This window comes from Azospirillum melinis, from assembly GCF_013340935.1.
In the GTDB taxonomy this organism is placed as follows: Bacteria; Pseudomonadota; Alphaproteobacteria; order Azospirillales; family Azospirillaceae; genus Azospirillum; species Azospirillum melinis.
The window spans coordinates 1-24,498 of record NZ_WHOS01000046.1 but is presented as its reverse complement, the minus strand read 5'-3'; the positions used below and the strand labels follow the sequence as shown (position 1 = coordinate 24,498).

Genomic DNA, 24,498 nt, shown 5'->3' with positions numbered 1-24,498 from the left:
AGATCGGGGCGCCGCCAGCAGTCGGGTCAGAAGACGAGGTCCCCAGTCATGAACGCTCCCAACCCCAGCACAGGCCAGCAGACCGCAGCCCGGCCGACCAAGGCCGGTCCCTTCGCCAACCTGCGCACGGCGACCAAGATTTACACCGGCTTCGGCGTCACGCTGGCGCTTCTGGTCGGGCTGGGGGCGGTATCGTGGAGCGGCCTGCGGTCCAGCGACGATGCGCTCCGCCGCTATGCGGCGCAGTCACACGTCGCGATGGCGGTGGCGGAGGCCGATACGAACATGGCCGACGCCCTGGGGGCGGCGGAGGAGTTCGTCTCCAGCGGGTCTGCCGCGGTGGCCGACCGTTTCCGCGGCGAAATGGACAAGTTCCGCCGGAAACTGGAGGACGCGACGGCGCGGATGACCGATGCGGGCGACCGTCAGGCGGCGCAGGAGATCGCCAGCCTGCACCAGACGCTGACCGTCGGGTTCGACCGGCTGGTCGCCGCGCGGACCGAGCGCGATTCCATCGTCGCGTCGGTGGTGAACACGCTGGGCGCCGACATCCGCCGCACGCTGAGCGAGACCGTCAAGGCGGAGAAGGACGGCGGCGATCTGGACCGCACGGTGCAGGTCGCCGGCGTCAGCGAACAGTTCCTGCTGGTCCGCGTGCTGGTCGCCCGGTTCGTCGCGGAAACCAAGATGGAGGATCTGACCCGCATCCGGAAGGATCTGGGCGATCTGACGGGGAAGGCCGATGGCTTGCGCAACGGCATCGCCGACGGCCCGGTCAAGGCCAGGCTGTCGGACGCGGTCGCCAAGCTGCCGGCCTATGGCGCCGGGATCGACCGCATCGCCGTGCTGAGCGACCAGCTGAAGTCGCTGAACAGCGAGACGCTGGGCAAGGCCGGCAAGCAGATCGGCGACAAGATCGGCCTGATCCGCGACCATTCCGCCAGCTTCCTGTCGCAGCTGGAGGTCACCGCCGCCGCCGAGGTGTCGGCGGCGGAAGCGCGCGGCACCGCCGTGACGGTTGTGGCGGTTCTGCTCGGCCTGCTGCTGGCCTGGGCGATCTCGCGGGCGATCACCCGGCCGCTCGGCAACACCACGCGGGAAATGGGCCGGCTGGCCGAGGGCGACCTGACTGTGACCGTCACCGACGACGACCGCCGCGACGAGATCGGCGCGCTGGCCCGCGCGCTCCAGGTCTTCAAGACGAATGCGCTGGAGATGGAGCGGATGCGCAAGGCGCAGGAGGAGAGCGAGCGGCAGGCCGCCGCCCAGCGCCGCCAGTCGATGATGCAGATGGCCGACACCTTCGAACGGACGGTGAAGGGCATCGTCGACACCGTCGCCAACGCCGCCACCGGCATGCGCGACGCCGCGACGGAGCTGAGCGCCACCGCGCAGGAGGCGAGCGAGCGCTCGCTGCTCGTCGCCTCGGCCTCCGAACAGGCCTCGGCCAACGTGCAGACCGTCGCCACCGCGACGGAGGAGCTGTCGGCCTCGATCTCCGAGATCGGCCAGCAGGTGGAGAACTCCACCCGCATCGCCACCCAGGCGGTGGCCGACGCCACCGGCGCCGACCGCACCATGCGCGATCTGGTCACGGCCGCCGAGCAGATCGGCGCGGTGGTCGAGCTGATCAGCGGCATCGCAGCGCAAACCAACCTGCTGGCGCTGAACGCCACCATCGAGGCGGCGCGGGCCGGCGAGGCCGGCAAGGGCTTCGCCGTCGTGGCGAGCGAGGTGAAGGCGCTGGCCAACCAGACCGCCAAGGCCACCGACGAGATCCAGGCCAAGGTGCAGGAAATCCAGCAGACCACCGGCGGCGCCCAGAAGGCCATCGGCAGCATCGGCAAGACCATCGGCCACATGAGCGAGATCACCACCGCCATCGCCGCCGCCATCGAGGAGCAGGCCGCCGCCACCCGCGAGATCGCCTCCAGCGTGACCCAGGCCGCCCAGGGCACCGAAGAGGTGTCGAGCAACATCGCCGGCGTCAGCACGGCGGTGCACGAGACCGGCGACGCCGCCGGCCGCGTCCACGGCACTTCGCAGGAGCTGGCCGTCGAGGCCGAACGCCTGCGCAAGGAGGTGGGCACCTTCATCGCGACGGTGCGGGCGGCGTAACGCCCGCACCGGGCGCCGGCTTACCGCGCGAGCGCCTGCCTCGCCCACGCCACCAGCGCCGGCAGCGGCATGGCGCCGGCGGTGCGGGCGATCTCGCGGCCGCGATGGACCAGGACCAGGGACGGGATGCTGCGGATGCCGAAGCGGGCGGCGAGGTCCGGCGAGGCCTCGGTGTCGATCTTGGCGAGGCGGATTTGCGGCTCGAGCTGGGCCGCGGCCTGGGCGAAGGCCGGCGCCATCGCGCGGCAGGGGCCGCACCAGTCGGCCCAGAAGTCGATCAGCAGGGGCAGGTCGCCACGCTCGGCATGGGCGGCGAAGCGGCGGGCATCGAGCGCCACCGGCTTGCCCTCGAACAGCGCCTTGCCGCAGCGGCCGCATTTGCCGCCGCCGAGCCGGGCGGGAGGCACGCGGTTCAGCGTGTCGCAATGTGGACAGGCGACGTGAAGGCTGTCGGCGCCTGTGGAAGAACTGGCGGTGGGCGGCATGGCGGGGCTCCTTCCCCTGGCAGCGTGTCCACCGTCGATGTATGGGTGACGATGCATCCGCTCAAGGCGGGCGCGCCTACTCCTGCCGGCCCATCAGGCCTTCCAGCTTTGCGAAATCCACATATTGCGCCGGCCGGTCCTTCAACAGATCCGGGGACGCCAGGGCATTCTCCCGCGCGCATTCGGCGACGTAGCGGGCCAAGAGGTCGCGCATGACCTCGGCCAAAGGCGTCTGCCGCTGGCGTGCGTAATTCTTGGCGACATCTTTGATTCGGCGATCAACGCGCAAAGAGATCGTCGCCTTCTTTGGATGAAACGGATCTCCGATCATGACGATCCCCCACCAATCTTGCTGATCCACGTTATTTGGATATGCCGGATCGATGGTGGATACAAGGATCCATGGGAAGGCGGGCGATAAAACTTGGGGATGATAGAATGTGAATTTGTGTGGATAAAATTTCTGCCGGTTTTCTTCTCCACAGAATCTGTGGATAGATGTGTGCGCAAACTCCGAACAGAATCTTCCGCATCCTTCCGGCGGGCGCATCCGGCCTGTGGATGAGTGGGTTTGCCTATTTTTTGGGCGCGACAGGGGCGCCAGCGGTTCCCCATCCTCCGACCATCCGCAGCCGTCCGGCAGGCGAGAGGTCGGGCAGCACGAGCAGCACGGTCTGCTCCGTCAATTCACCGATCAGGCGGCGCTTGGCGCGGGCTGCGGCGATCGCGGCGTTCAGGGACTCGAAATCCACGGGCTCCGCCTGAAGCAGGCTGCGCACCCGTTGCCCCTCCTCGCGATAATCCTCGGTCAGCGCGTCATAGCGCGGGCGCAGCGGCTCGAAAATGGCGCGCAGGCGGGCGGCGTCGGCATCGGACATGCCGGCGGCCACATGCTCGACGAAGCGGTCGGGCATCGGCCGGTAGGGCGGGGGGGCCGGCTTGCCGGTGGTGCCGACCAGCATGGCGGCCAGGAACAGGTTCAGCGCCAGCGACAGCAGCGCCAGCCGGCGCAGGCTCATCCCCTGCCGGAGGCGGGTCAGGAGGGAGGGCTGCGGGCGGCGGGGGGCAACGAGGCCGTTCATCGGGGCTCTCCGTCGAACAGGGTGACGACCTCGTCGTTCAGCAGGGCCAGCTCCTGGCTGCGCGGTGCGGTGGGAAGCGGGCTGGCGAGATGGCCGGCGAACCAGCCCCCGGTCAGCCAGCCCAGCGCCAGCAGGGCGACGCAGAAGCCGGCCACCCTCCGCCGCGGCATCCGGCCGAGCAGCAGCATGACGACGCCCTCCTGCGGCACGGCCCGCGCCGCGGCACCGACGGCGGACAGCAGGCGGGCGACGCGGGCGTCCTCTACCGGCATTGCCGGAACCGTCAGCAGCCGGTCGAAGGCGGCGGCGTCCTCCAGGGCGGTGCGCAGGGCGGGGGAGCGGGCCAGCGCCGCGTCGGCCTCCGCGCGCAGTTCCGCCGGCCAGCGTTCCGGCGAGGCACCGTAATCGTCGAGGTGGCGGAGGAAGTCTTCGTCGGTCATGGCATCCTCCCTCCCACGGGATCGTCGGGGCTGAGCGCCGTCTTCAGCGCGGCCCGGGCACGGGCCAGCAGCGAGGCGAAGGCGCTTTCGCCCATGGTCAGGATTTCGGCGGCCTGACGCAGGCTGAGCCCTTCCTGATGGAACAGCACGACGGCGGCGCGCTGGCGGTCGGGCAATGCTGCCAGCGCCCGGTTGACGCGCTCGGCGGTCTGGCGCTCGGCGATGCGGGTCAGCGCGTCGGGGGTCTGGTCGGGCAGGTCGCCGGCCTCCTCCAGCGGCGACCAGCCGGGGCGGCGGCCGCGGTCGATGGCGAGGTTCATCACGATGCGGTAGAGCCAGGTGGTGAAGGCGGCGCGCCCTCCGTCCCAGCGCCCGGCATGCTGCCAGACCCGCAGGAAGGCCTCCTGCGCGATCTCGTCGGCGTCGGACGGGTTGCCGGTCATCCGCTGGGCCAGCGCCACGGCGCGGCGCATGTGGCGGGCGGCCAGACGGTCGAAGGCGGCAGCGTCGCCGCCGGCCACGCGGCCCATCAACTCGTCGTCCGTGTCGCTCGCCTCGACCACCGGGGCTCCGCTCATGCCGTGGGCGAGAACTATGCCGAAGAGGGCGAGGGGGCGCCACCTCCCTCTCCTCGGGGGGAGAGGGGATCTTGTCAGGCGGAGTAGTATCACCGCTCCCATCCTTCGCCCCCCTATTCCGCGGGCGCGGCGATGGCGTGGCGGCGGTTGCGCCGCAGGGCCAGCCGTTCCAGCGTCAGATAGACCACCGGCGTCGTGTAGAGCGTCAGCATCTGGCTGACCAGCAGCCCGCCGATGATGGCGATGCCGAGCGGGCGGCGGATCTCGCCGCCGGTGCCGAAGTCGAAGGCGAGCGGAACCGCGCCCAGCAGCGCCGCCATCGTCGTCATCATGATCGGGCGGAAGCGGACCAGCCCGGCCTCGCGGATCGCCTCCAGGGGCGACAGGCCGCGCGTCCGCTCCGCCTCCAGGGCGAAGTCGATCATCATGATGGCGTTCTTCTTGACGATGCCGATCAGCAGGATGATGCCGATCAGGGCCACGATCGACAGGTCGTAGCCGGTCAGGATCAGCGCGATCAGCGCGCCCAGACCGGCCGACGGCAGGGTCGACAGGATGGTCAGCGGGTGGATCAGGCTTTCGTAGAGAACGCCCAGCACGATGTAGATGGTGATCAGCGCCGCCAGGATCAGCAGCGGCTGGCTGGAGGAGGATTGCTGGAAGGCGCGCGCGTCGCCCTGGAAGCCGGCGCGGATGCTGGCCGGCATGCCGATGTCCTCGGCCGCGCGCTGGATCAGCTCGGTCGCCTGGGACAGCGAGACGCCGGGGGCGAGGTCGAAGGTCAGGTTGGCGACCGGGAAACCGCTCTGGTGCTGGATGCTGGCGGCCTGGTTGCCGATGACGACGCGCGACACCGCCGACAGCGGAACCATGCCGCTGCGGCCGCTCACATAGATGCGCTTTAGGTCGTCTGGGCCGAGCGCTTCGGACGGCTCGACCTCCAGCACCACCTTGTGCTGGTTCTGCGCCAGATACATGGTCGAGACCTGCCGCTGGCCGAAGGCGTCGTAGAGCGTCGACTCCAAAGCGCTCAAGGACACGCCGAGCCGGGTGGCGGCGTCGCGGTCGACGATGACGTTGGCCTGGATGCCGCCGTTCTGGCGGTCGTTGGCGACGTCGACCAGCTCCGGCAGGGTGCGCATCTTGTCGACCAGCTTGGGCGCCCACTCATTCAGCGCAGCGATGTCGGAATCCTGCAGGCTGTAGCGGTACTGGCTGCGGCCCTGGAAGCCGCCGACGCGGATGTCCTGCACCGGCGTCAGGTAGAGCTGCACCCCCGGCACCCGGCCGGCGCGCTGGCGCAGCCGCTGGGTGACGGTGGCGAGGTCGTCGCGCTCCGCCTTCGGCTTCAGGGCGATGAAGATCTGGCCGGAATAGGTGCCGCCGGGACCGCCGCCGCCGACGGTGCCGCCGACGCTCTCCACCGCCGGGTCGCCGGCCACCGCGTCCTGAAGCGCGCGCTGGCGCGTCACCATGGCGCGGAAGGAGATGTCCGGCGGCGGGTCGCTGAAGCCGATCAGCAGGCCGGTGTCCTGCTGCGGCACGAAGCCCTTCGGCACCTGCCCGTAGAGCCAGACGCTGACGCCGATGATGGCGAAGGTCGCCGCCAGCATGGTGCGGCGGTGGGCCAGCACCCAGTCCAGCCCGCCGGCATAGAGCCCGAACAGCCGGTCGCCGATCCAGGCGAGCGCGCGGGCGAACCGGCCGGGGGGGCCGCGCTCCGCCTCCGGCTGCAGCAGATGGGCGCACATCATCGGGGTCAGGGTCAGCGACACCACCGCCGAGACGGCGATGGCGACCGACAGCACCACGGCGAACTCGCGGAAAAGCCGGCCCTGGATGCCGCCCATGAACAGGATGGGGATGAAGACGGCGATCAGCGACAGGCTGATCGACACCACGGTGAAGGCGACCTGCCGGGCGCCCTTCACCGCCGCCTCGAAGGGTTTGGCACCCTTTTCGATGTGGCGGACGATGTTCTCGATGACGACGATGGCGTCGTCCACCACGAAGCCGACCGAGATGGTCAGCGCCATCAGCGAGAAATTGTCCAGGCTGTAGCCGACGATCCACATCACGCCGCAGGTACCGGCCAGCGACAGCGGCACCGAGGCCGCCGGGATGACGGTCGCCCACAGCCGGCGCAGGAACAGCGCCATCACCATCACCACCAGCGCCACCGTGACCGCCAGCGTCTTCTGCACGTCGTCGATGGAGGCGCGGATGGTGGGCGTGCGGTCGGTGCGCACCGACAGGCTGACCCCCGGCGGCATCCAGCCGCGCAGGGTCGGCAGCTCCGCCCGGATGCGGTCCACCGTCTCCACCACGTTGGAACCCGGCTGCTTCTGGATGTTGATCAGGATGGCGCGGTGGCCGTCCTGCCACGCCGCGGTGCGGCTGTTCTCCGGCGCCTCGATCACGTCGGCGAGGTCGCCGAGCCGGATGGTGGCGCCGTTCTTCTCGGTCACGATCAGCTTGCGGTAGGCGTCGGCGCCGAACAGCTGGTCGCTGGCGCCGATGGACCAGGATTCATGATTGCCGTCGAAGCTGCCCTTGGCGCCGTTGGCGTTGGCCTGGGAGATGACGCTGCGGATCGAGTCCAGGCTGACGCCCATGTTGGCGGCGGCGACGGCGTTCACCCGGACGCGGATGGCCGTCTTCTCCGCCCCGTTGATGGAGACCTGGGCCACCCCCTCGATCTGGCTCAGCCGCTGGCCGATGATGCTGTCGGCGAGGTTGTAGAGGTCCGCCGGGGCCAGCGTGGTGGAGGTCATGGCGAGCGTCATCACCGGCGCGTCGGCCGGGTTGATGCGCCGCATCTTGGGCGGGCTCGGCAGATCGGCCGGCAGGTCGCCGCCAGCGGCGTTGATCGCCGCCTGCACGTCGCGCGAGGCCGCTTCGACATTGCGGTTCAGGTCGAACTGCACGACGACGGTGGTGCTGCCGAGCTTGCTGTTGGAGGTCATCTCCGACACGCCGGCGATGCGGGAGAGCCGGCGTTCCAGCGGCGTGGCGACCGAGGCCGCCATGGTTTCCGGGCTGGCGCCGGGCAGGGACGCGGTGACGATGATGGTGGGGAATTCCACCTGCGGCAGCGGCGCCACCGGCAGGAAGCGGTAGGCCACCGCCCCCAGGATCATCAGCCCGACCATCAGCAGCGCGGTGCCGACCGGTCGCCGGATGAACAGGGCGGAGAGCGACGCTGCCGAAGCCAGGGGATTGAGGTTGAGGGAGGCCATGGCCGGCTACTCCGCCGCCGCCCGGCCGGGCGAGCTGTCGTTGCCCGGCTCCGCAACCTCCTTGCGGCGCCAGGGCCGCAGCCAGCGGCCGAGCCGGCTGCCCAGCCGGTCCATGTAGAGATAGACGACCGGCGTGGTGTAGAGCGTCAGAACCTGGCTCAGCAGAAGCCCGCCGACGATGGCGATGCCCATCGGCCGGCGCAGTTCCGACCCGGTGCCGTTCTCCAGCGCCAAGGGCAGGGCGCCGAGCAGGGCGGCCATGGTGGTCATCATGATCGGGCGGAAGCGCAGGAGCGAGGCCTCGTAGATCGAGCGTTCCGGCGCCATGCCCTGGTTGCGCTCCGCCTCCAGGGCGAAGTCGATCATCATGATGGCATTCTTCTTGACGATGCCGATCAGCAGCACGATGCCGACCAGCGCGATCAGCGACAGGTCGTGGCCGGTCGCCATCAGCGCCAGCAGGGCGCCGATGCCGGCGGACGGCAGGGTCGACAGGATGGTGATCGGGTGGATCGTGCTCTCGTACAGCACGCCCAGCACGATATAGACGGCGACCACCGCCGCCAGGATCAGCCAGGGTTGGGTGTCGAGCGAGGCGCGGAACTCGGCCGCCGTGCCGGCGAAGCGGGCGGTCGCGGTGTCGGGCATGCCGATGCTGTCGCGCGCCTGCTGGATCGCTGCCACCGCCGCGCCCAGCGAGACGCCGTGCGCCACGTTGAAGGACAGGGTGACCGACGGGAACTGGCCCTGGTGGGTGATGACCAGGGGCGCGGTCTTGCGCTCCACCGACACGATGGCGTTCAGCGGCACCACCGTTCCGCCGCTGGCCTTCACGTAGATCTTCGACAGGGACGACGGGTCCATCTGGAAGGACGGCTCGACCTCCAGGATCACGCGGTACTGGTTGGTCTGGGTGTAGATGGTCGAGACCTGACGCTGGCCGAAGGCGTCGTACAGCGTGTCGTCGATGGCCTGGGGCAGCACATGCAGGCGGCTGGCGGCGTCGCGGTCGATGGTGAGATAGACCTGCAAGCCGTCCGGCTGCTGGTCGGTCGCCACGTCGGTCAGTTCGGGCCGGGCGCGCAGCGCCTCCAGCAGGCGCGGGGTCCAGCTTTCCAGTTCGCGCGGGTCGGCGTCCTGCAACACGTACTGGTATTGCGTGCGGCTGACGCGGCTGTCGATCTGCACGTCCTGCACCGCCTGCATGAACAGCGAGACGCCCTTCAGGTCGCCGGTGGCGGCGCGCAGGCGGGCGATGATCTCCTCCGCCGAGGCGCTGCGCTGGTCGCGCGGCTTCAGCGCGATGGTCAGGTTGCCGGTGTTGGTGGTGGCGTTGACCGTGCCGGTGCCGACGAAGCTCGCCACGCCCGCCACGTCGGGGTCGCGCCGGACGATGTCGGCGACCTCGCGCTGGCGCTCCGCCATTGCCTTGACCGAGATGGAGGGGGCGGCATCGGTCACGCCGATGATGACGCCGGTGTCCTGCTGCGGCAGGAAGCCCTTGGGCACCACGTCGTAGAGATAGAGGGTGGCGGCCAGCGTGGCGATGGTGAAGACCAGGGTCGCCGGCTGGTGGCGCAGAACGAAGCGCAGCGAGGCGGCATAGCCGTTCAGCAGCGCGTCGAAGCCGCGCTCGGTCCAGCGGAACAGGCCGTTGGGTTTGGTTTCGGCCTCCGCCTTCAGCAGGCGGGCGCACATCATCGGCGTCAGCGTCAGCGAGATCACCGCCGACACCAGCACGGCGATGGACAGCGTGATGGCGAACTCGCGGAACAGCCGGCCGACCACCCCGCCCATGAACAGCAGCGGAATGAACACCGCGATCAGCGACAGGGTCAGCGACACCACGGTGAAGCCGATCTGCCGCGCGCCCTTCAGCGCCGCCGGCAATGGCTTCTCGCCCTTCTCGATGTAGCGGACGATGTTCTCGATCATCACGATGGCGTCGTCGACGACGAAGCCGGATGCAATGGTCAGCGCCATCAGCGACAGATTGTCGAGGCTGAAACCGCACAGCGCCATGATGCCGAAGGTGCCGATCAGCGACAGCGGCAGCGCCGCCGCCGGGATCACCGTCGCCCATGCCTTGCGCAGGAACAGGAAGATCACCAGCACCACCAGCCCGGCGGTCAGCACCAGCGTCTTCTGCACGTCGACCACCGAGGCGCGGATGGTCTCCGTCCGGTCGGTCAGCACCGCCATGTGGATCTGCGGCGGCAGGCTGGCCTGGAGCGAGGGCAGCAGCTTGTGGATGCGGTCCACCGTGTCGATGATGTTGGCGCCGGGCTGGCGCAGCACGTTCAGCAGAACCGCCGGCTTGCCGTCATGCCACGCGGCGAGCCGGGTGTTCTCCACCGAATCGACCACGGTGCCGATGTCGGTCAGCCGCACCGGGCCGCCATTCTTGTAGGCGACGATGATCGGGCGGTAGGCGGCGGCATTCTCGATCTGGTCGTTGACACCGATGGACCAGGATTGGCGCGGGCCGTCGAAGCTGCCCTTGGGCGCATTGACGTTGGCCTGGGTGATGGTGGTCCGCACATCCTCCAAGGTCAGGCCGAGGCCGGCGACGGCGGCCGGGTTGACCTGCACGCGGACGGCGGGGCGCAGGCCCCCCTCGATCCCGACATAGCCGACGCCGTCGACCTGGGACAGCTTCTGCGCCAGCAGCGTGTCGGCGGCGTCGCTGACGGTTTCCAGCCGCAGGCTGTCCGAACTCAGCGCCAGCACCATCACCGGCGTGTCGGCCGGGTTGACCTTGTCGTAGACCGGCGGGTTCGGCAGCCCCTTGGGCAGCGTGCCCGACGCGGCGCTGATCGCCGACTGCACGTCCTGCGAGGCGGCGTCGATGTCGCGGGTCAGGTCGAACTGCAGGGTGATGACCGACAGCCCGAAGGAACTGGTCGACACCATCGAGGAGATACCGGCGATCTGCCCGAGCTGCCGTTCCAGCGGTGCGGTGACCGAGGAGGCCATCACGTCGGGGGCCGCGCCCGGCAGCTGGGTGGTGACGCGCACCGTCGGGAAATCGACCGTCGGCAGCGAGGAGATCGGCAGGGTGCTGTAGCCCAGCAGGCCCAGCAGCACCACCGCCAGCATCAGGAGGCCGGTGGCGACCGGCCGCAGGATGAAGGGGGCGGAGATGTTCATGAGGGCTGCCGTCCCTCACGCGGTCCGGGTTGGCCGGGAGGGGCGCCGCCGTTGTTTTCGCGCTGCTGCTGGCGCTCGCGTCGCCGTTCCTCGCGCGCCGCCGGGTCCTGGGGCTGACCGGCCGGCCGGTTGGCGGGGGCGGCTTCCGGTGCGACGGTGGCGGGGGCGCTTCCGGTTGGGGCGGCGGAGGCGATGGGCTCGACGATGCGGATCTTGGAGCCGGGCTGCAAACGGTACTGGCCGTCGACCACCACCCGCTCGCCGGGGGTCAGGCCCTCCTCGACGATCGCCTTGGTCTCCTCCTGGCGGGCGACCTTGATCGGGCGCTGCTCGACCGTCAAATCGTCCTTGATCACATAGGCGTAGGTGCCCTGGGGGCCGCGCTGCACCACGGTCGAGGGCACGGTGGTGGCGCCGCGGCGGACGGTGGAGAGCAGGCGGACATTGACGAACTGGCCGGGCCACAGCTTCTGCGGGTCGTTGGGCATCTCGGCCTTGAGCCGGATGGTGCCGGTGCCGCTGTCGATCAAATTGTCCACCACCGACAGCTTGCCGGTGTCGAGCACGCGGCGGCCTTCGCGGTCCTGCGCCTCCACCGTCACCATGCCTTGCGCCTGGGCGGCGAGCACCGCCTGGAGCTGCTTTTCCGGCAGGGTGAAGAGGACGGCAATGGGCTGGATCTGCGTGATGGTGGCGATGCCGTTCTGGTCGCTCGCCCGCACCACGTTGCCCTGGTCGACATTGCGCAGGCCGATGCGGCCGCTGAGCGGCGCGGTGACGGTGGTGTAGTTCAGCTGGACCTGCACCGCCTCGATGGCCGCCTCGTCGGCACGGATCTGCGCCTCGTACTGGGCGACCAGGGCGCGCTGGGTGTCGACGGACTGGCGGGAGGCGAACTCCTTCAGGTTCATGTTGCGCTCGAGGTCGCGCCGCGCGTTGGCGAGCTGCGCCTCGTCCTGCGCCTTCTTCGCCTGGGCCTGGGCAAGCTGAGCCTGGAGCGGGCGGGAATCGATGGTCGCCAGCAGGTCGCCGGCCTTGACCAGCTGCCCTTCCTGGAGCGAGACGCGCTGAAGCTCGCCGTCGACGCGTGCGCGCACGGTGACGCTGTTGAAGGCCTGGACCGTGCCGATGCCGTCGAACCAGATCGGCACGTCCTCGCGCGCCACGGTACCGGCCTGGACCGCCACCACGCTGTTGCGCGGGCCGCCTGGACCGGGGGGAGGACCGCCGCCGGGAGGGCCGCCCGGTTGGGTCGCCGCCGGAGGGGACAGCTTCTGCTGAACCGCGTAACCGACGCCGCCGACCAGTCCGGCAAGAACAACGCCGGTGACCACCGGCTTCCAACGAATCGTCATGACCTGTTCCGACGCTTGTCCCGACATCCGACCGGACGGCGTGTTCGGCCGCCTTGGTCTTTCTGTCCATCCTTGATACGGGGCGGCGGGGCGGATTCGTCGGAGGGCGGCGAAGATTTTTTCGAGGGTCCTCAGCGCCCTCTTCAGGGCGGGAGACGGGTTGAACGCGATTGTCGCGTCACATACGCGAATAGGCATTGAAGATAAGAATCATTTGCATTATGAGGGCCGATAACTGCGAATGATTCTTATTCGTGCCGGGGGCAATCACGTGAAGAGACGAGTGGACGGCGGCCGGGTGTCGCGGGGGGCGGCGTTCGGCGCCATGGTGCTGGGCGGGCTGATGGTGCCGGCAGTGGCGGGGGCACAGACTGCCGGTGCGCAGGGCGCCGACGGCGCTGCCGTGCAGATGCCGGCGGTGACGGTGACCGGGCAGGGGGAGACGGCGCTGTCGCCGGTCACCGGCTATGTCGCCAACCAGCAGGCGACCGGCACCAAGACCGACACGCCGCTGATCGAGACGCCGCAGTCGATCTCGGTCATTCCGGCCGACCAGATCCGCGACCAGAACGCCCAGACGCTGAACCAGATCGTGCGCTACACCTCCGGCGTCACCGCCGAGACGCGCGGTGCGGTGGCGACCCGCTATGACCAGCTGAAGATCCGCGGCTTCGACGCCGACACCTATCTGAACGGGCTGAAGCTCCAGTCGCTCTATTACGCCGCCTCGCAGGTCGACCCCTATCTGCTGGAACGGGCCGAGGTGCTGAAGGGCCCGACCTCCGTGCTGTACGGACAGGCGCAGGCCGGCGGCCTGCTCAATCAGGTTTCCAAGCGCCCGACCGCCACCGCGCTGAACGAGGTCGGGGTCGAATACGGCACCGACAACCATTGGCGCGGCACCGCCGACTTCTCCGGCCCCATCGACAAGGACGGCAAGTTCCTCTACCGGCTGACCGCCGTCGGCCTCAGCGAGGACGGCCAGATCCGGATGACGGAGAACGAGCGCATCGCCGTCGCCCCGTCCTTCACCTGGCGGCCGGATGCCGAAACCAGCCTGACCCTGCTGGGCTTCTACCAGCATGACCCGAAGGGCAACTCCTATGGCGGCATCCCGCCGCAGGGCACGGTGCTGGCGAACCCGCTGGGCAAAATCCCGGTCGATTTCTATGACGGCGACCCGAATTACGAGAAGTTCGACCGCCGTCAGGCCTCGGTCGGCTACGCCTTCGACAAGAAGCTGGGCGACGCTTGGACCGTCCGGCTGAACGGGCGCTGGCTGAACGCCAAGGTCGCCTACGACAGCCTGTACGCCAACGGCCTCGACACCGACAACCGCAGCCTCTTCCGCGGCGTCGCCACCTCGCGGGAGGAGATGAACGCCTACGCCTTCGACAACCAGATCGAAGGGCGATTCTCCACCGGCCCGGTCGGCCACACCCTGCTGGCCGGCGTCGATCACCAGCGGCTGGACGGCCATTACACCGCCGGCTTCGGGATGGCGCCGTCCATCGACGTCTTCAACCCGGTCTACGGCATCGCCGTCACCCCGCCGGCGGTCTACCGCACCGACATCGACGGTCGCCAGACCGGCGTCTATCTCCAGGACCAGATGAAGCTGGGCGGCTTCATCCTGACGGTCGCCGGGCGCCGCGACTGGGCGAAGACCACCTCGACCACCGCGTCGGGCAGCAGCACCCAGTCCGATCAGGCCTGGACCGGCCGCGCCGGCCTGACCTACGTCTTCGAGAACGGCATCGCCCCCTATGTCAGCTATGCCGAATCCTTCACGCCCAGCAGCGGCGTCGCTTTCGGCGGCAAGCCCTTCAAGCCGGAGGAGGGGACCCAGTACGAGGTCGGTGTGAAGTACCAGCCGCCCGGCCTGAACAGCCTGTTCACCGTGTCGGCGTTCGACCTGACCCGCAGCAACCTGCTGACCAGCGACCCCGCCCACCCCGGCTTCTCCATCCAGAGCGGCGAGGCGCGGTCGCGCGGCGTCGAGCTGGAGGCCAAGGTCGGCGTCACCAAGGACCTGGAGCTGATCGGCGCCTACACCTACCTCGACACCAAATACACCAAGGACAATGACGGGCTGGAGGGCAAGCGCCTGGCCGCGGTGCCGCGCCATCAGGCGTCGGCCTGGGCGATGTACCACATGCCGGAAGGCACCGCGCTGACCGGCCTCGGCGTCGGCGCCGGCCTGCGCTACACCGGCAGCACGGCCAACACGGCCAACACCTTCAAGGTGCCGTCCTTCACCCTGGTCGACGCCACCGTGTCCTACGATCTGGGGGCGCTGTCGTCCAAGCTCCAGGGGGCGGAGGTCACCGTCAACGGCAAGAACCTGTTCGACAAGGAGTATGTCGCCTCCTGCTACTACGGCGACTGGTGCGCCTACGGCTATCGGCGGACGGTGACTGCCGGCCTGCGCTACCGCTGGTAAATCCCGTGCCGTCCCTTCCCCATTGGCAAAGGAAGCCGTCATGACGCCTGCGAGCCTGCGGGGCTGGCGCCTCGTCCACCGCTGGACCAGCCTGATCTGTTCGGCGAACCTGCTGATCCTCTGCGTGACCGGGCTGATCCTGGTGTTCCACCACGAGATCCAGCATCTGATGGGGGAGGATCTCGACAGCAGCTACACGGAGGGGCAGGCCCGCCTGCCGCTCCAGTCGCTGGTCGACATCGCGCAGAAGGCCGACCCGACGCTGGTGCCGAAGATGCTGTCCTTCGATCCGGAGGACAAGGCGGTCAACTACATCTATCTGGGCAAGCCGGAGGAGAGCGGTTTCGATCTGGGGCGCTGGGTGGTGCTGAACGGCTTCACCGGGGCCAACCAGATGCTGAAGCAGCCGGAGGAGACGCTGGTCGGCTTCCTTTTGAAGCTGCATGTCGACCTGTTCACCGGCTTCGCCGGCCAGATGTTCGTCGGGGTGATGGGGCTGCTGTTCGTGGTCAGCACGGTCAGCGGGCTGGTCGTCTACGGCCCCTTCATGAAGAAGCTGGCCTTCGGCATCCTGCGCTTCGGCCGGGGGACGCGCATCGGCAACATCGACCTGCACAATCTGTTCGGCGTGGCGACGCTGGTCTGGGCCTTCGTCGTCGGGCTGACCGGCGCCATCCTGTCCTTCTCGCCGCTGATCACCGGCTATTGGCAGAAGACCGAGCTGGCGGCGATGACCGCCCGCCATCCGGAACCGATGACGGGACCGGCGGTGCCCATCGACCAGGTGGCCGCGGCCGGGCTGGCCGCCTTCCCCGGCAAGGACCTCGCCTTCATCGCCTATCCCGGCAACGAATATGCCGGCAGCCGCCATTTCAGCGTGCTGGTGCGCGGCCACACCGAACTGACGCAGCGGCTGCTCAGCGTCGCCCTGGTCGATGCCGAGACCGGCGTGGTCGCCGAGGCGGCCGGCACGCCCTGGTACATGACGGTGCTGATGCTGTCGGGGCCGTTCCATTTCGGCGATTACGGCGGGCTGCCGTTGCAGATCATCTGGGCGCTGTTCACCATCGTCACCGGCGTGGTGACGGTGACCGGCTTCGTCGTCTGGCTGAAACGGCCGCGGGCGCGCGCGGCGTCCGACAGGAGCAGCGCGTCCGGCGCCAAGCTGGGGAGCAAGGCATGAGCGGGGGCATGAGCGGGGTTTGGCGCATTCCGGCCGCGCTGGCCGTGCTGTCCGCTGTCGGGCTGTCCGCCGCCATCCTGGGCGACGGCATCTGGGACTGGCTGTGCTGGGTGACCCTGTCGGTGCCGCTGGCCGTCTGCGCCGTCAAGCTGTGGCGGCAGTGGCCGGGCCGGTCGGCAAGCCTCTGAAGCGAGCCGTAAGCCTGTTTCCCATCATGACGGCTGCCGATCCGGGTCTGACACGCTCCTCATCATGGCGATGAAGCCCGACGGCGCGTCGTCACCAAGGCAAAGCTCCAGCATCCGATGGGCGTCCACGGCCTCCTGGGCGGCGCGGGCGAACATCGGTTCCTCATAGGCGGCAAGCGCCGCTTCGATGTCCTTGGGATGCCGAACCAGGGCACCGGCCAGTTCCGCGCCGTCCAGCATCGCCAGATTGGCGCCTTCGCCGGACGGCGGCATCAGGTGCGCGGCATCTCCCAGCAGCGTCACGCCGGGAACCCGCCGCCATCGGTGTCCGATGGGAAGCGTGTGGACCATGCGGGGAACCAGCGGCGTGTCGCCTCCGGTGATGAGGGCGGTCAGTTCCGGCGCCCAGCCGTCGAACTCCGCCGCGACAATCCCCTTCGCCGCCGGATCGTCGAAGTCGATCCCGGCGAACCATTCCGCCGGCCGCTTCAGCTCCACATAGACATGCAGCACGTCGCCGGCCTCCCGGTGGGCGAAGATGGCTCTGCCCGGCGCCGGGACGAACATCGCTCCGGCGCCGACCGCCGCGGCGGACCGGGGATGCCGGCTGTCCACATCGTGAAGGTACGTCTCGATGAAGGTCGCGCCGGCATAGCGGGGCGTGGCATCGGACAGCAGCGGCCGCACCCTGGACCATGCGCCGTCCGCCCCGACGAGAAGGCCGGCGGTGGCACGGCTTCCATCCGCGAACACGACCTCGTGCCGCCCGTCGCCGAGGGGCAAGGCACCGGTGAGTTTCCTGCCCCACCGCACCGTGCCCTCCGGCAGGGAGTCGAGGAGCAGCCTGCGCAGATCGCCGCGCAGGACTTCTGGACGCCTGTTCTGTCCGTCGTCGGGCATGTCGAGGAGCACGGCGCCGGTGCGGTCCAGCACGCGCGTCGCCTCGGCGCCCTCGTGGATGATCGACCGGAACGCCTCGGTGAGGCCGGCGGCTGCGAGTGCAAGCTGGCCGTTGTGGTCGTGGATGTCGAGCTGGCCGCCTTGGGTCCGGCTTTCGGGCCCCGGCTCCGCCTCGTAGACGGTTGAGGAGATGCCATGGACATGGAGGACGCGGGCCAGCGTCAGTCCACCCAATCCAGCACCGATGATGACGACGGCTTGCTCCATCGCGCTCTCTTCCCTGCTCTGGAACGGCGTTCCATGACAATTCATTGGAACATCGTTCCAGGCATGTCAAGATGAGACATGGAACCAAGACCCAAGACTCCCGAGCGGCGGGAGGATGCGCTTTCCAAGGAGCGGATCGTTGCGTCCGCCATTGGGCTTCTCGATGAGGAGGGGGAGCGCGCCCTGACCTTCCGCGCGCTGGCGAACCGGCTGTCGACCGGAAGCGGGGCGATCTACTGGCATATACCGGACAAGGACGCGCTGCTTTCCGCGGCAACCGAGACCGTGCTTTCGCATGCGCTGGGCGACATCGCGGGCGGGTGCGATCCGGCGGACGCCCTGCGCGCCATCGCCTTGAGCGTCTTCGACGCCATCGAGGCGCACCCATGGGTCGGCACCCAGCTCGCGCGGGAACCGTGGCAGCCGGCCATGGTGGAGGTTTTCGAGCGCAGCAGCGCGCAGTTCGATCTGCTGGGCGTTCCGCGCGCGTCGCTTTTCCACTGCGTGTCGGCGTTCGTCCAGTATCTCCTGGGCACCGCCGCGCAGACCGCGGCCGCCGCGCGCCACAAGTTCCACGCATCGGAGCGGCCGGCGGTCCTTGCTGCAATCGTCGAGCGCTGGACCCGGCGCGACCCTGCGAAATACCCGTTCGTTCACCTGCTGGCGGAGCAGGTGCGGACGCATGACGAGCGGGAGGCGTTCCTCGCCGGCCTCGACCTGATCCTGGCGGGGGCGAAACCCGCGCGGTAGTGCTGTCAAGTCAACCGTGGAGCGGCGGCGAGGCGGCGTCTTGCCGTCCTCACCGCCGCTCGATTTTACTGACAGATCTTCACTTCATCGACGGGAAGGCGAACTGGGCGCCTTCGCGGACGCCGCCGGCCGGCCAGCGCTGGGTCACGGTCTTGCGGCGGGTGTAGAAGCGCACGCCGTCCGGGCCATAGGCCGACAGATCGCCGAACAGCGACCGCTTCCAGCCGCCGAAGCTGTGATAGGCGACCGGAACCGGCAGCGGCACGTTGATGCCGACCATGCCGACCTTGATCATGTCGCTGAAATAACGGGCGGCCTCGCCGTCGCGGGTGAACAGGCAGGTGCCGTTGCCGTATTCGTGGGCGTCGATCAGGTCCATGCCCTCCTGCATCGTCCTGACCCGGACGAGGCAGAGGACCGGGCCGAAGATCTCCTCCCGGTAGATGGTCATGTCCGGGGTGACGCGGTCGAACAGGCAGCCGCCCAGGAAATTGCCGTTCTCATGGCCGGGCACCACCAGCCCGCGGCCGTCCACCGCCAACTCGGCGCCCTCGGCGACGCCCTGGTCGACGTAGGCCTTCACCTTCTCGTAATGGGCGCGGGTGACCAGCGGCCCCATCTCGCAGCCGGCGGACGTGCCGGCGCCGACCTTGAGGTCGCGGAGCGCCACCGACAGCTTGTCCCGCAGCCGGTCGGCCACCTCGTCGCCCACCGCGACGACGACGGAGATCGCCATGCAGCGCTCGCCGCAGGAACCGTAGGCCGCCCCCATCAGCGCGCTGACCGCATTGTCGAGGTCGGCGTCGGGCATGACGATGGCGTGGTTCTTGGCCCCGCCCAGCGCCTGCACCCGCTTGCCGTGTGCGGTGGCGGTCGCGTAGACATATTCGGCGATGGGGGTGGAACCGACGAAGCTGACGCCCTGCACCCGCGGGTCGGTCAGCAGCGTGTCCACCGCCTCCTTGTCGCCGTTGACGACGTTCAGCACGCCCGGCGGCAGCCCGGCCTCTTCGGCCAGCTGGGCGACATAGAGGGCCGCACTCGGGTCGCGCTCCGACGGCTTGAGGATGAAGGTGTTCCCGCAGGCGATGGCGATGGGGTACATCCACAGCGGGACCATCGCCGGGAAATTGAAGGGGGTGATGCCGGCGACGACGCCCAGCGGCTGGAACTCCGACCAGCTGTCGATGCTGGGGCCGACATTCTTGGAGAACTCGCCCTTCAGCAGCTCCGGCACGCCGCAGGCATATTCGACATTCTCGATGCCGCGGGTCAGCTCGCCGAAGGCATCGTCCAGCACCTTGCCGTGTTCCTGGGTGATGAGCGCGCAGACGCGCTGCGCATTCTCCTCCAGCAGCTGCTTGAAGCGGAACATGACGCGGGCGCGCTTGGCCGGCGGCGTCGCGCGCCAGGCCGGGAAGGCGGCCTCGGCGGCGGATATCGCCTCCTCGACCGTCTTGCGGCTGGCGAGCGCCACCTGACCGGCGATCTCGCCGGTGGCGGGATTGACGATGTCGGCGGTGCGGCTGTCGGCCGGGGCGTCGGTCTTGCCGCCGATCAGGTGCGGAACGATGGGCATGGAGCGCTTCCTGGGGAGAGTTCGATGTGCGGGGTGCGCGGCCCCCCGTCCCCCGTTGTGCGGGGAGGGGGCCGCGCCGATGGCGCGCCGTTACGCGGTCGCCTGGATCGCGTCGGCGACGACGTTGAACAGCCGGTCGAGATCCTCGCGCTCGCTGATGAAATGCGGACCGAACTGCAGGGTGTCGCCGCCGTAGCGCACGTAATAGCCGGCGTCCCAGCACTTCATGGCGATCTCGTAGGGCCGGCGCGCCGGCTCGCCCGGAAGCGGCGCGATGGTGACGGCGCCGGCAAGGCCGCAGTTGCGGATGTCGGCGACGTTCTTCAGCCCCTTCAGCCCGTGGATCAGATCTTCGAAATGCGGCATCAGCGCCGCCGCCTTGTCGGCCAGCTTCTCGCGCTCGAACAGCTCCAGTGCCGCGAGGCCGGCGGCGCAGGCGACCGGGTGGGCGGAGTAGGTGTAGCCGTGCGGGAACTCCACCAGATATTCAGGGCCGCCATTGTCCATGAAGGTCTGGTAGATCTCGCGGCTGGCGACCACGGCGCCCATCGGCACGGCGCCGTTGGTCAGGCCCTTGGCGACGTTCATGATGTCGGGGACCACGCCGAAATAATCGGCGCCGAAGGCGGTGCCCATGCGGCCGAAGCCGGTGATGACCTCGTCGAAGATCAGCAGGATGCCGTGCCTGGTGCAGATCTCGCGCAGGCGCTGGAGATAGCCCTTGGGCGGCGGCAGCACGCCGGCCGATCCGGCCATCGGCTCCACCACCACCGCGGCGATGTTGGAGGCGTCGTGCAGCGCCACCAGATCCTCCAGCGCGTCGGCCAGATGGGCGCCCTCGTCGGGCATGCCCTTGGTGAACAGGTTCTGCGGCAGCAGGGTGTGCGGCAAATGGTCGGCATCGACGCCGGTGCCGAACAGCTTGCGGTTGCCGACGATGCCGCCCAGGCTGGTGCCGCCGAAATTGACGCCGTGATAGCCCTTCACCCGGCCGATCAGCTTGGTCTTGGCCGGCTGCCCCTTCATCCGCCAGTAGGCCCGCGCCATCTTCAGCGAGGTGTCGGCGGCCTCCGACCCGGAATTGACGAAGAAGACATGGTCCAGCCCGGCCGGCGTCATCGAGGCCAGCTTGTGCGCCAGCTTGAAGGCGGCGGTGTGGCCGTACTGGAAGGCCGGGCTGTAGTCGAGCGTGGCGATCTGCTGCGCCACCGCGTCGGCGATCTCGCGGCGGCAATGGCCGGCGCCGCTGCACCACAGGCCCGACAGGCTGTCATAAATCTTGCGGCCCTGCGCGTCCCAGTACCAGGCGCCCTCCGCCTTCGTCATGATGCGCGGGTTCTTCTTGAACTCGCGGTTGGCGGTGAAGGGCATCCAGTGCGCGTCAAGCTCCTCGCGCGTCAGTCCGGCAGCCGTGCCCAGGGCGTCGGCATGGGCGTGGTCGTTGTCGAGGGGGGCCATCCGCTGTTCTCCCGGTTCGATTGGGGGGCGCATTGTCAGGGGCGCGTTCGGCAGCCAGTGTGAGCGGTTCGCAGTTGCCATCAAATCCAAAGTGGAAGAACTTCACGTAAGCATTCGCTTAACTTTTCCGGGGACCAGAATGAGCAAGCCGGCCCGGTCGATGGCCCCGATCAGCGACGCCGACATCCGGCTGCTGCGCGTGTTCCGGACGGTGGTGGAGTGCGGCGGCTTCTCCGCCGCCGAGGTGGAGCTGAACATCAGCCGCGCCGCGATCAGCCAGCATATGGCCGATCTGGAACGCCGGCTCGGCCTGACGCTGTGCTGGCGCGGACGGGCGGGGTTCCGGCTGACGGAGGAGGGGCGGCTGGCCTATGAGGCGGCGCTGCGCCTGCTCGCCAGTACAGAGAGCTTCCGCAGCGAGATCAACACGGTCCATCGCCGGCTGCGCGGCGAATTGAACATCGGCATCACCGACAACCTCGTCACCATGCCGCAGATGCGGGTGACCCACGCGCTGCGCGGCCTGAAGCAGTTGGCGCCGGAGGTCCGGGTCAACATCCGCATGATCCCGCCCAACGAGATCGAGCGCGGCGTGCTGGACGGGCAGCTGCATGTCGGCGTCGTCCCGGTCCGCCGCGGTCTGCCGGGGCTGGCCGGCCTGCCGCTCTACAGCGAGGAATCGCTGCTCTATTGCGGCGACGGCCATCCGCTGTTCGACCGTCCCGAGGACGGGGCGGTGCCGGGTGCTGTGACGCGGGAGGATGTCGAGGCGGCCGACGCGGTGGCGCCGACCCAGGCGCAGCTCCCGCACGAGCTGAACAACACCGCGACGGCCACCGACCGCGAGGGGGTGGCGTTCCTGATCCTGACCGGATGCTATGTCGGGTTCCTGCCCATCCATTACGCGCGGCAATGGGTCGAGCGCGGCATGATGCGGGCGCTGTTGCCCGGCATCTACCGCCATGCCCTGGAGTTCCAGGTGGTGACCAAGAAGGGCGCCCAGCCCAATCTGGTGCTGGACCGCTTCCTGGAAGTCCTGCGCGGCAGCGGGGACGGGGAGGACGCTTAAGGTTTCAGGCGCCGTCCGGCTGCGGCCTTGGTGTCCGGCACGTCCTCGCCCAGCGCGTGCAGGACGGCGCCGGCGGCCAGGGTGCGTTCCTCCTCGCCGATCCGCATCGTCACCGGATCGCCGCCAGTGGGATCGCCGGTGGCGCTGGTCGCCGTCGCCTCGCCGGCGAAGCGGACCGTCACCTCGCGATTGGCGAAGCGGATGCCCTCGCGGCGGAACAGGGCGTGGAGTTCCTGATAGACCCGCTTGCGGATCTCCCACTGGTCGCCGGGCCGGGTCATGAACTTGACGCGGAGGATCATCGCGGAATCCTCCATCTGGATGACGCCCTGCGATTTCAGCGGCTGGAGGAATTTCGGCCCCAGATCGGGGTCGTCGAGCAGCGCCTGTCCCAGCTGCTTGATGTGCTTGCGCACCTTCTCGACGTCGGTGTCGTAGGTGATGCGCAGCGGCAGCTTCATGATGACCCAGTCGCGCGAATAGTTGGTCAGCTGGTGGATCTCGCCGAAGGGAACGGTGTGCAGCGGGCCGCGATGGTGGCGCAGCTGCATGGAGCGCACCGAGATCTTCTCCACCGTGCCGCGGATGGCGCCGATCTCGATGTATTCGCCCTTGCGGAAGGCGTCGTCGATCAGGAAGAAGGCGCCGGAGAAGATGTCGCGGATCAGCGTCTGCGCGCCGAAGCCGATGGCGATGCCGGCCACACCCGCCCCGGCGAACAGCGGCGCGATGTTGACGCCGAGATCCATCAGGACGCTGAGCAGGATGGCGCCGATAATCGACAGCAGGATGAAGTTGCGCACCAGCGGCAGCAGCGTCGCCAGCCGGCTGGCCGAGCCGTGGCCGCCGCCCTCGTCGCCGGGAATGACGCCGGGGGTCGGACCCTCCTCGGCGATCCGGCGGTCGATCCAGATGCGGACGCCGTGATAGGCGACGTAGCCGATCAGGCAGACCGTCATGATGCTGATGAGCTTGTCCGCCGCATCGCCGTGCATGCGCGGCACGTTCCACACCGACAGGGTTACCGCCACCCCGGCGGCGGCGGCGAGGATGCCGGCCACCCGCCGGGCCAGCGCCTCGTAGCTGTCGATGGTCGCCGGCCTGGGAGTGTCGGGGAACAGGCCGTCGCCGTCCGCCGCTCCCTCCCGGCTCTCCTCCAGCGGCCGCCACAGGGTGCGGCGATGGTGGAACAGCCATTCGGTGGCATAGGTGACGGTGGCATAGACGGCGAGGATCGCCGCGGCGACGGCATAGGCGCCGAGCAGCAGCGGCAGCTCGGTCGGCCACCCCAGGATCAGGCGGTTGACCAGAGTCGCCAGGGCATAGGCGAAATAGACCAGGACCGCCGGAAGCCACAGGCGCAGGGTCAGCCGTTCCAGCGGCGCCACCGTCGCCGCCGGCCGCCCGGCCAGGAAGGCGCGCTCGACCGTCCGGCGGTTGGCGTAGAGCGCGCCGACCGTCGCCAGCACGGTGAGCAGCCCGAACAGCGCGACCAGCACCGCGTGCGGGTCGTAGGGCATGCCCAGCGCCTCCAGCCAGATGGTGCCGATCATCAGGGCGACGCCCACGGCGCCGCTGGCGGTCAGGTCGCGCCGCAGCCGGCGCACCGCCGGGGCCACCCCGGCATCCGCCGAAGCGCCGGGCGGCATCACCAGCCGCCAGAACAGGGCGATGGCCCAGACCAGCAGATAGCCGGCCCCGGCGAGGATGACCGTCTTCTCGGTCATCGGCGTCGGTTCCGGCACCAGCGCGGTGGCGAGCCCGAAGGCGATCAGCGTGGCAAGCAGCATGCCGACCAGCGTCAGCAGCGCGTGCGCCACCAGACGGGGAAAGCGGGCGGCCAGGATGGAGCCGCCCGGCCTCGGCTCGGCCGGGGGCGGCAGCAGGCGCCGGGCGACCGGCCGCTGATAGACCAGATGCTGCACGCCATGGCCGGCCGCCATCAGGGCGAAGGTCAGGGCGATGACCTGGAGGAAATAGGCGGGCTCGCCGGTCGGGCTCTGGGTCCTCAGGGTGGCGACGATGGCCGATGGGATCGCGGGCGTGGCGCGCAGCCGCTTGGCGAGCTTGCCGCGGAACCCCGCCATGCGGTCGCGCCCCTCGCTGAGCATCAGCATCATCATGCCGTCGGCCGCGCTGGCGGCGCGGCAGGCGGCGGCGCGGTCCGGGCCGACCCCTTGGCCGACGCCCGGCCGCGCCGCCGCCGCCCCACCA

Annotated in this window: 18 protein-coding genes; 6 read left to right on the top strand and 12 right to left on the bottom strand. The window is 69.3% G+C overall.

All coding sequences use genetic code 11. The annotated features are described in order from the left end of the window. The first annotated feature begins 48 nt into the window (after positions 1 to 48). Positions 49 to 2,118: a methyl-accepting chemotaxis protein gene (locus GBZ48_RS26225; RefSeq protein ID WP_174473716.1), complete on the top strand. Its 2,070-nt coding sequence runs from the start codon at positions 49 to 51 to the stop codon at positions 2,116 to 2,118. A 20-nt stretch (positions 2,119 to 2,138) separates the two neighbouring features. On the opposite strand, the gene trxC is transcribed toward GBZ48_RS26225, so the two are convergent. The 8 genes from trxC to GBZ48_RS26185 all read right to left on the bottom strand — a co-directional run bounded on the left by trxC (position 2,139) and on the right by GBZ48_RS26185 (position 12,447). Continuing rightward, positions 2,139 to 2,603, bottom strand: a complete 465-nt coding sequence (gene trxC, locus GBZ48_RS26220) for a thioredoxin TrxC (protein ID WP_174473715.1) — start codon at positions 2,601 to 2,603, stop codon at positions 2,139 to 2,141. A gap of 76 nt (positions 2,604 to 2,679) precedes the next feature. Then, entirely contained in the window at positions 2,680 to 2,934 is a 255-nt protein-coding gene (locus GBZ48_RS26215) for a hypothetical protein (RefSeq protein WP_146208092.1), read from the bottom strand. Positions 2,935 to 3,178: 244 nt separating this feature from the next. Next, positions 3,179 to 3,685: a periplasmic heavy metal sensor gene (locus GBZ48_RS26210; RefSeq protein WP_174473713.1), complete on the bottom strand. Its 507-nt coding sequence runs from the start codon at positions 3,683 to 3,685 to the stop codon at positions 3,179 to 3,181. Further along, a complete protein-coding gene (locus tag GBZ48_RS26205; RefSeq protein WP_174473712.1) occupies positions 3,682 to 4,125 on the bottom strand; it encodes a hypothetical protein in 444 nt (147 codons plus the stop codon). The genes GBZ48_RS26210 and GBZ48_RS26205 overlap by 4 nt, the downstream gene beginning before the upstream one ends. After that, positions 4,122 to 4,703 (bottom strand): RNA polymerase sigma factor, encoded by a 582-nt coding sequence (locus GBZ48_RS26200; protein WP_246307462.1) that lies wholly within the window; start codon positions 4,701 to 4,703, stop codon positions 4,122 to 4,124. The genes GBZ48_RS26205 and GBZ48_RS26200 overlap by 4 nt, the downstream gene beginning before the upstream one ends. Positions 4,704 to 4,816: 113 nt before the next feature. Further along, entirely contained in the window at positions 4,817 to 7,942 is a 3,126-nt protein-coding gene (locus GBZ48_RS26195; RefSeq protein ID WP_174473711.1) for an efflux RND transporter permease subunit, read from the bottom strand. Positions 7,943 to 7,948: 6 nt separating this feature from the next. Continuing rightward, the gene (locus tag GBZ48_RS26190; RefSeq protein ID WP_174473710.1) at positions 7,949 to 11,092 is read right to left on the bottom strand and encodes a multidrug efflux RND transporter permease subunit; all 3,144 of its coding nucleotides are present in this window, start codon (positions 11,090 to 11,092) and stop codon (positions 7,949 to 7,951) included. Then, on the bottom strand, positions 11,089 to 12,447 hold the full coding sequence (locus GBZ48_RS26185) for an efflux RND transporter periplasmic adaptor subunit (protein WP_174473709.1): 1,359 nt from the start codon (positions 12,445 to 12,447) through the stop codon (positions 11,089 to 11,091). The genes GBZ48_RS26190 and GBZ48_RS26185 overlap by 4 nt, the downstream gene beginning before the upstream one ends. A 271-nt stretch (positions 12,448 to 12,718) precedes the next feature. Here GBZ48_RS26185 and GBZ48_RS26180 point away from each other — a divergent pair, with 271 nt between their 5' ends. The 3 genes from GBZ48_RS26180 to GBZ48_RS26170 are packed head-to-tail and all read left to right on the top strand — an operon-like array spanning position 12,719 to position 16,261. Continuing rightward, the gene (locus GBZ48_RS26180; protein ID WP_343049675.1) at positions 12,719 to 14,890 is read left to right on the top strand and encodes a TonB-dependent siderophore receptor; all 2,172 of its coding nucleotides are present in this window, start codon (positions 12,719 to 12,721) and stop codon (positions 14,888 to 14,890) included. Positions 14,891 to 14,930: 40 nt separating this feature from the next. Beyond that, positions 14,931 to 16,073, top strand: coding sequence for a PepSY-associated TM helix domain-containing protein (locus GBZ48_RS26175; protein ID WP_174473707.1), 1,143 nt, complete (start codon positions 14,931 to 14,933; stop codon positions 16,071 to 16,073). An 8-nt stretch (positions 16,074 to 16,081) separates the two neighbouring features. Continuing rightward, entirely contained in the window at positions 16,082 to 16,261 is a 180-nt protein-coding gene (locus tag GBZ48_RS26170; protein ID WP_174473706.1) for a hypothetical protein, read from the top strand. A gap of 24 nt (positions 16,262 to 16,285) precedes the next feature. On the opposite strand, the gene GBZ48_RS26165 is transcribed toward GBZ48_RS26170, so the two are convergent. After that, positions 16,286 to 17,428, bottom strand: coding sequence for an FAD-dependent oxidoreductase (locus tag GBZ48_RS26165; RefSeq protein ID WP_174473705.1), 1,143 nt, complete (start codon positions 17,426 to 17,428; stop codon positions 16,286 to 16,288). A 78-nt stretch (positions 17,429 to 17,506) separates the two neighbouring features. Here GBZ48_RS26165 and GBZ48_RS26160 point away from each other — a divergent pair, with 78 nt between their 5' ends. Beyond that, positions 17,507 to 18,178 (top strand): TetR/AcrR family transcriptional regulator, encoded by a 672-nt coding sequence (locus GBZ48_RS26160; protein WP_174473704.1) that lies wholly within the window; start codon positions 17,507 to 17,509, stop codon positions 18,176 to 18,178. 79 nt (positions 18,179 to 18,257) lie between these two features. On the opposite strand, the gene GBZ48_RS26155 is transcribed toward GBZ48_RS26160, so the two are convergent. Beyond that, positions 18,258 to 19,757, bottom strand: a complete 1,500-nt coding sequence (locus GBZ48_RS26155; protein WP_174473703.1) for a CoA-acylating methylmalonate-semialdehyde dehydrogenase — start codon at positions 19,755 to 19,757, stop codon at positions 18,258 to 18,260. A 90-nt stretch (positions 19,758 to 19,847) separates the two neighbouring features. Continuing rightward, on the bottom strand, positions 19,848 to 21,215 hold the full coding sequence (aptA, locus tag GBZ48_RS26150; protein WP_174473702.1) for an omega-aminotransferase AptA: 1,368 nt from the start codon (positions 21,213 to 21,215) through the stop codon (positions 19,848 to 19,850). 139 nt (positions 21,216 to 21,354) lie between these two features. Here aptA and GBZ48_RS26145 point away from each other — a divergent pair, with 139 nt between their 5' ends. Beyond that, entirely contained in the window at positions 21,355 to 22,284 is a 930-nt protein-coding gene (locus GBZ48_RS26145) for a LysR family transcriptional regulator (protein ID WP_174473701.1), read from the top strand. Here the strand turns inward: GBZ48_RS26145 and GBZ48_RS26140 are convergent. Continuing rightward, on the bottom strand, positions 22,281 to 24,498 hold a 2,218-nt coding region (locus GBZ48_RS26140), incomplete at its 5' end, for a mechanosensitive ion channel family protein (protein WP_174473700.1). The two genes, GBZ48_RS26145 and GBZ48_RS26140, sit on opposite strands and share 4 nt — an antisense overlap.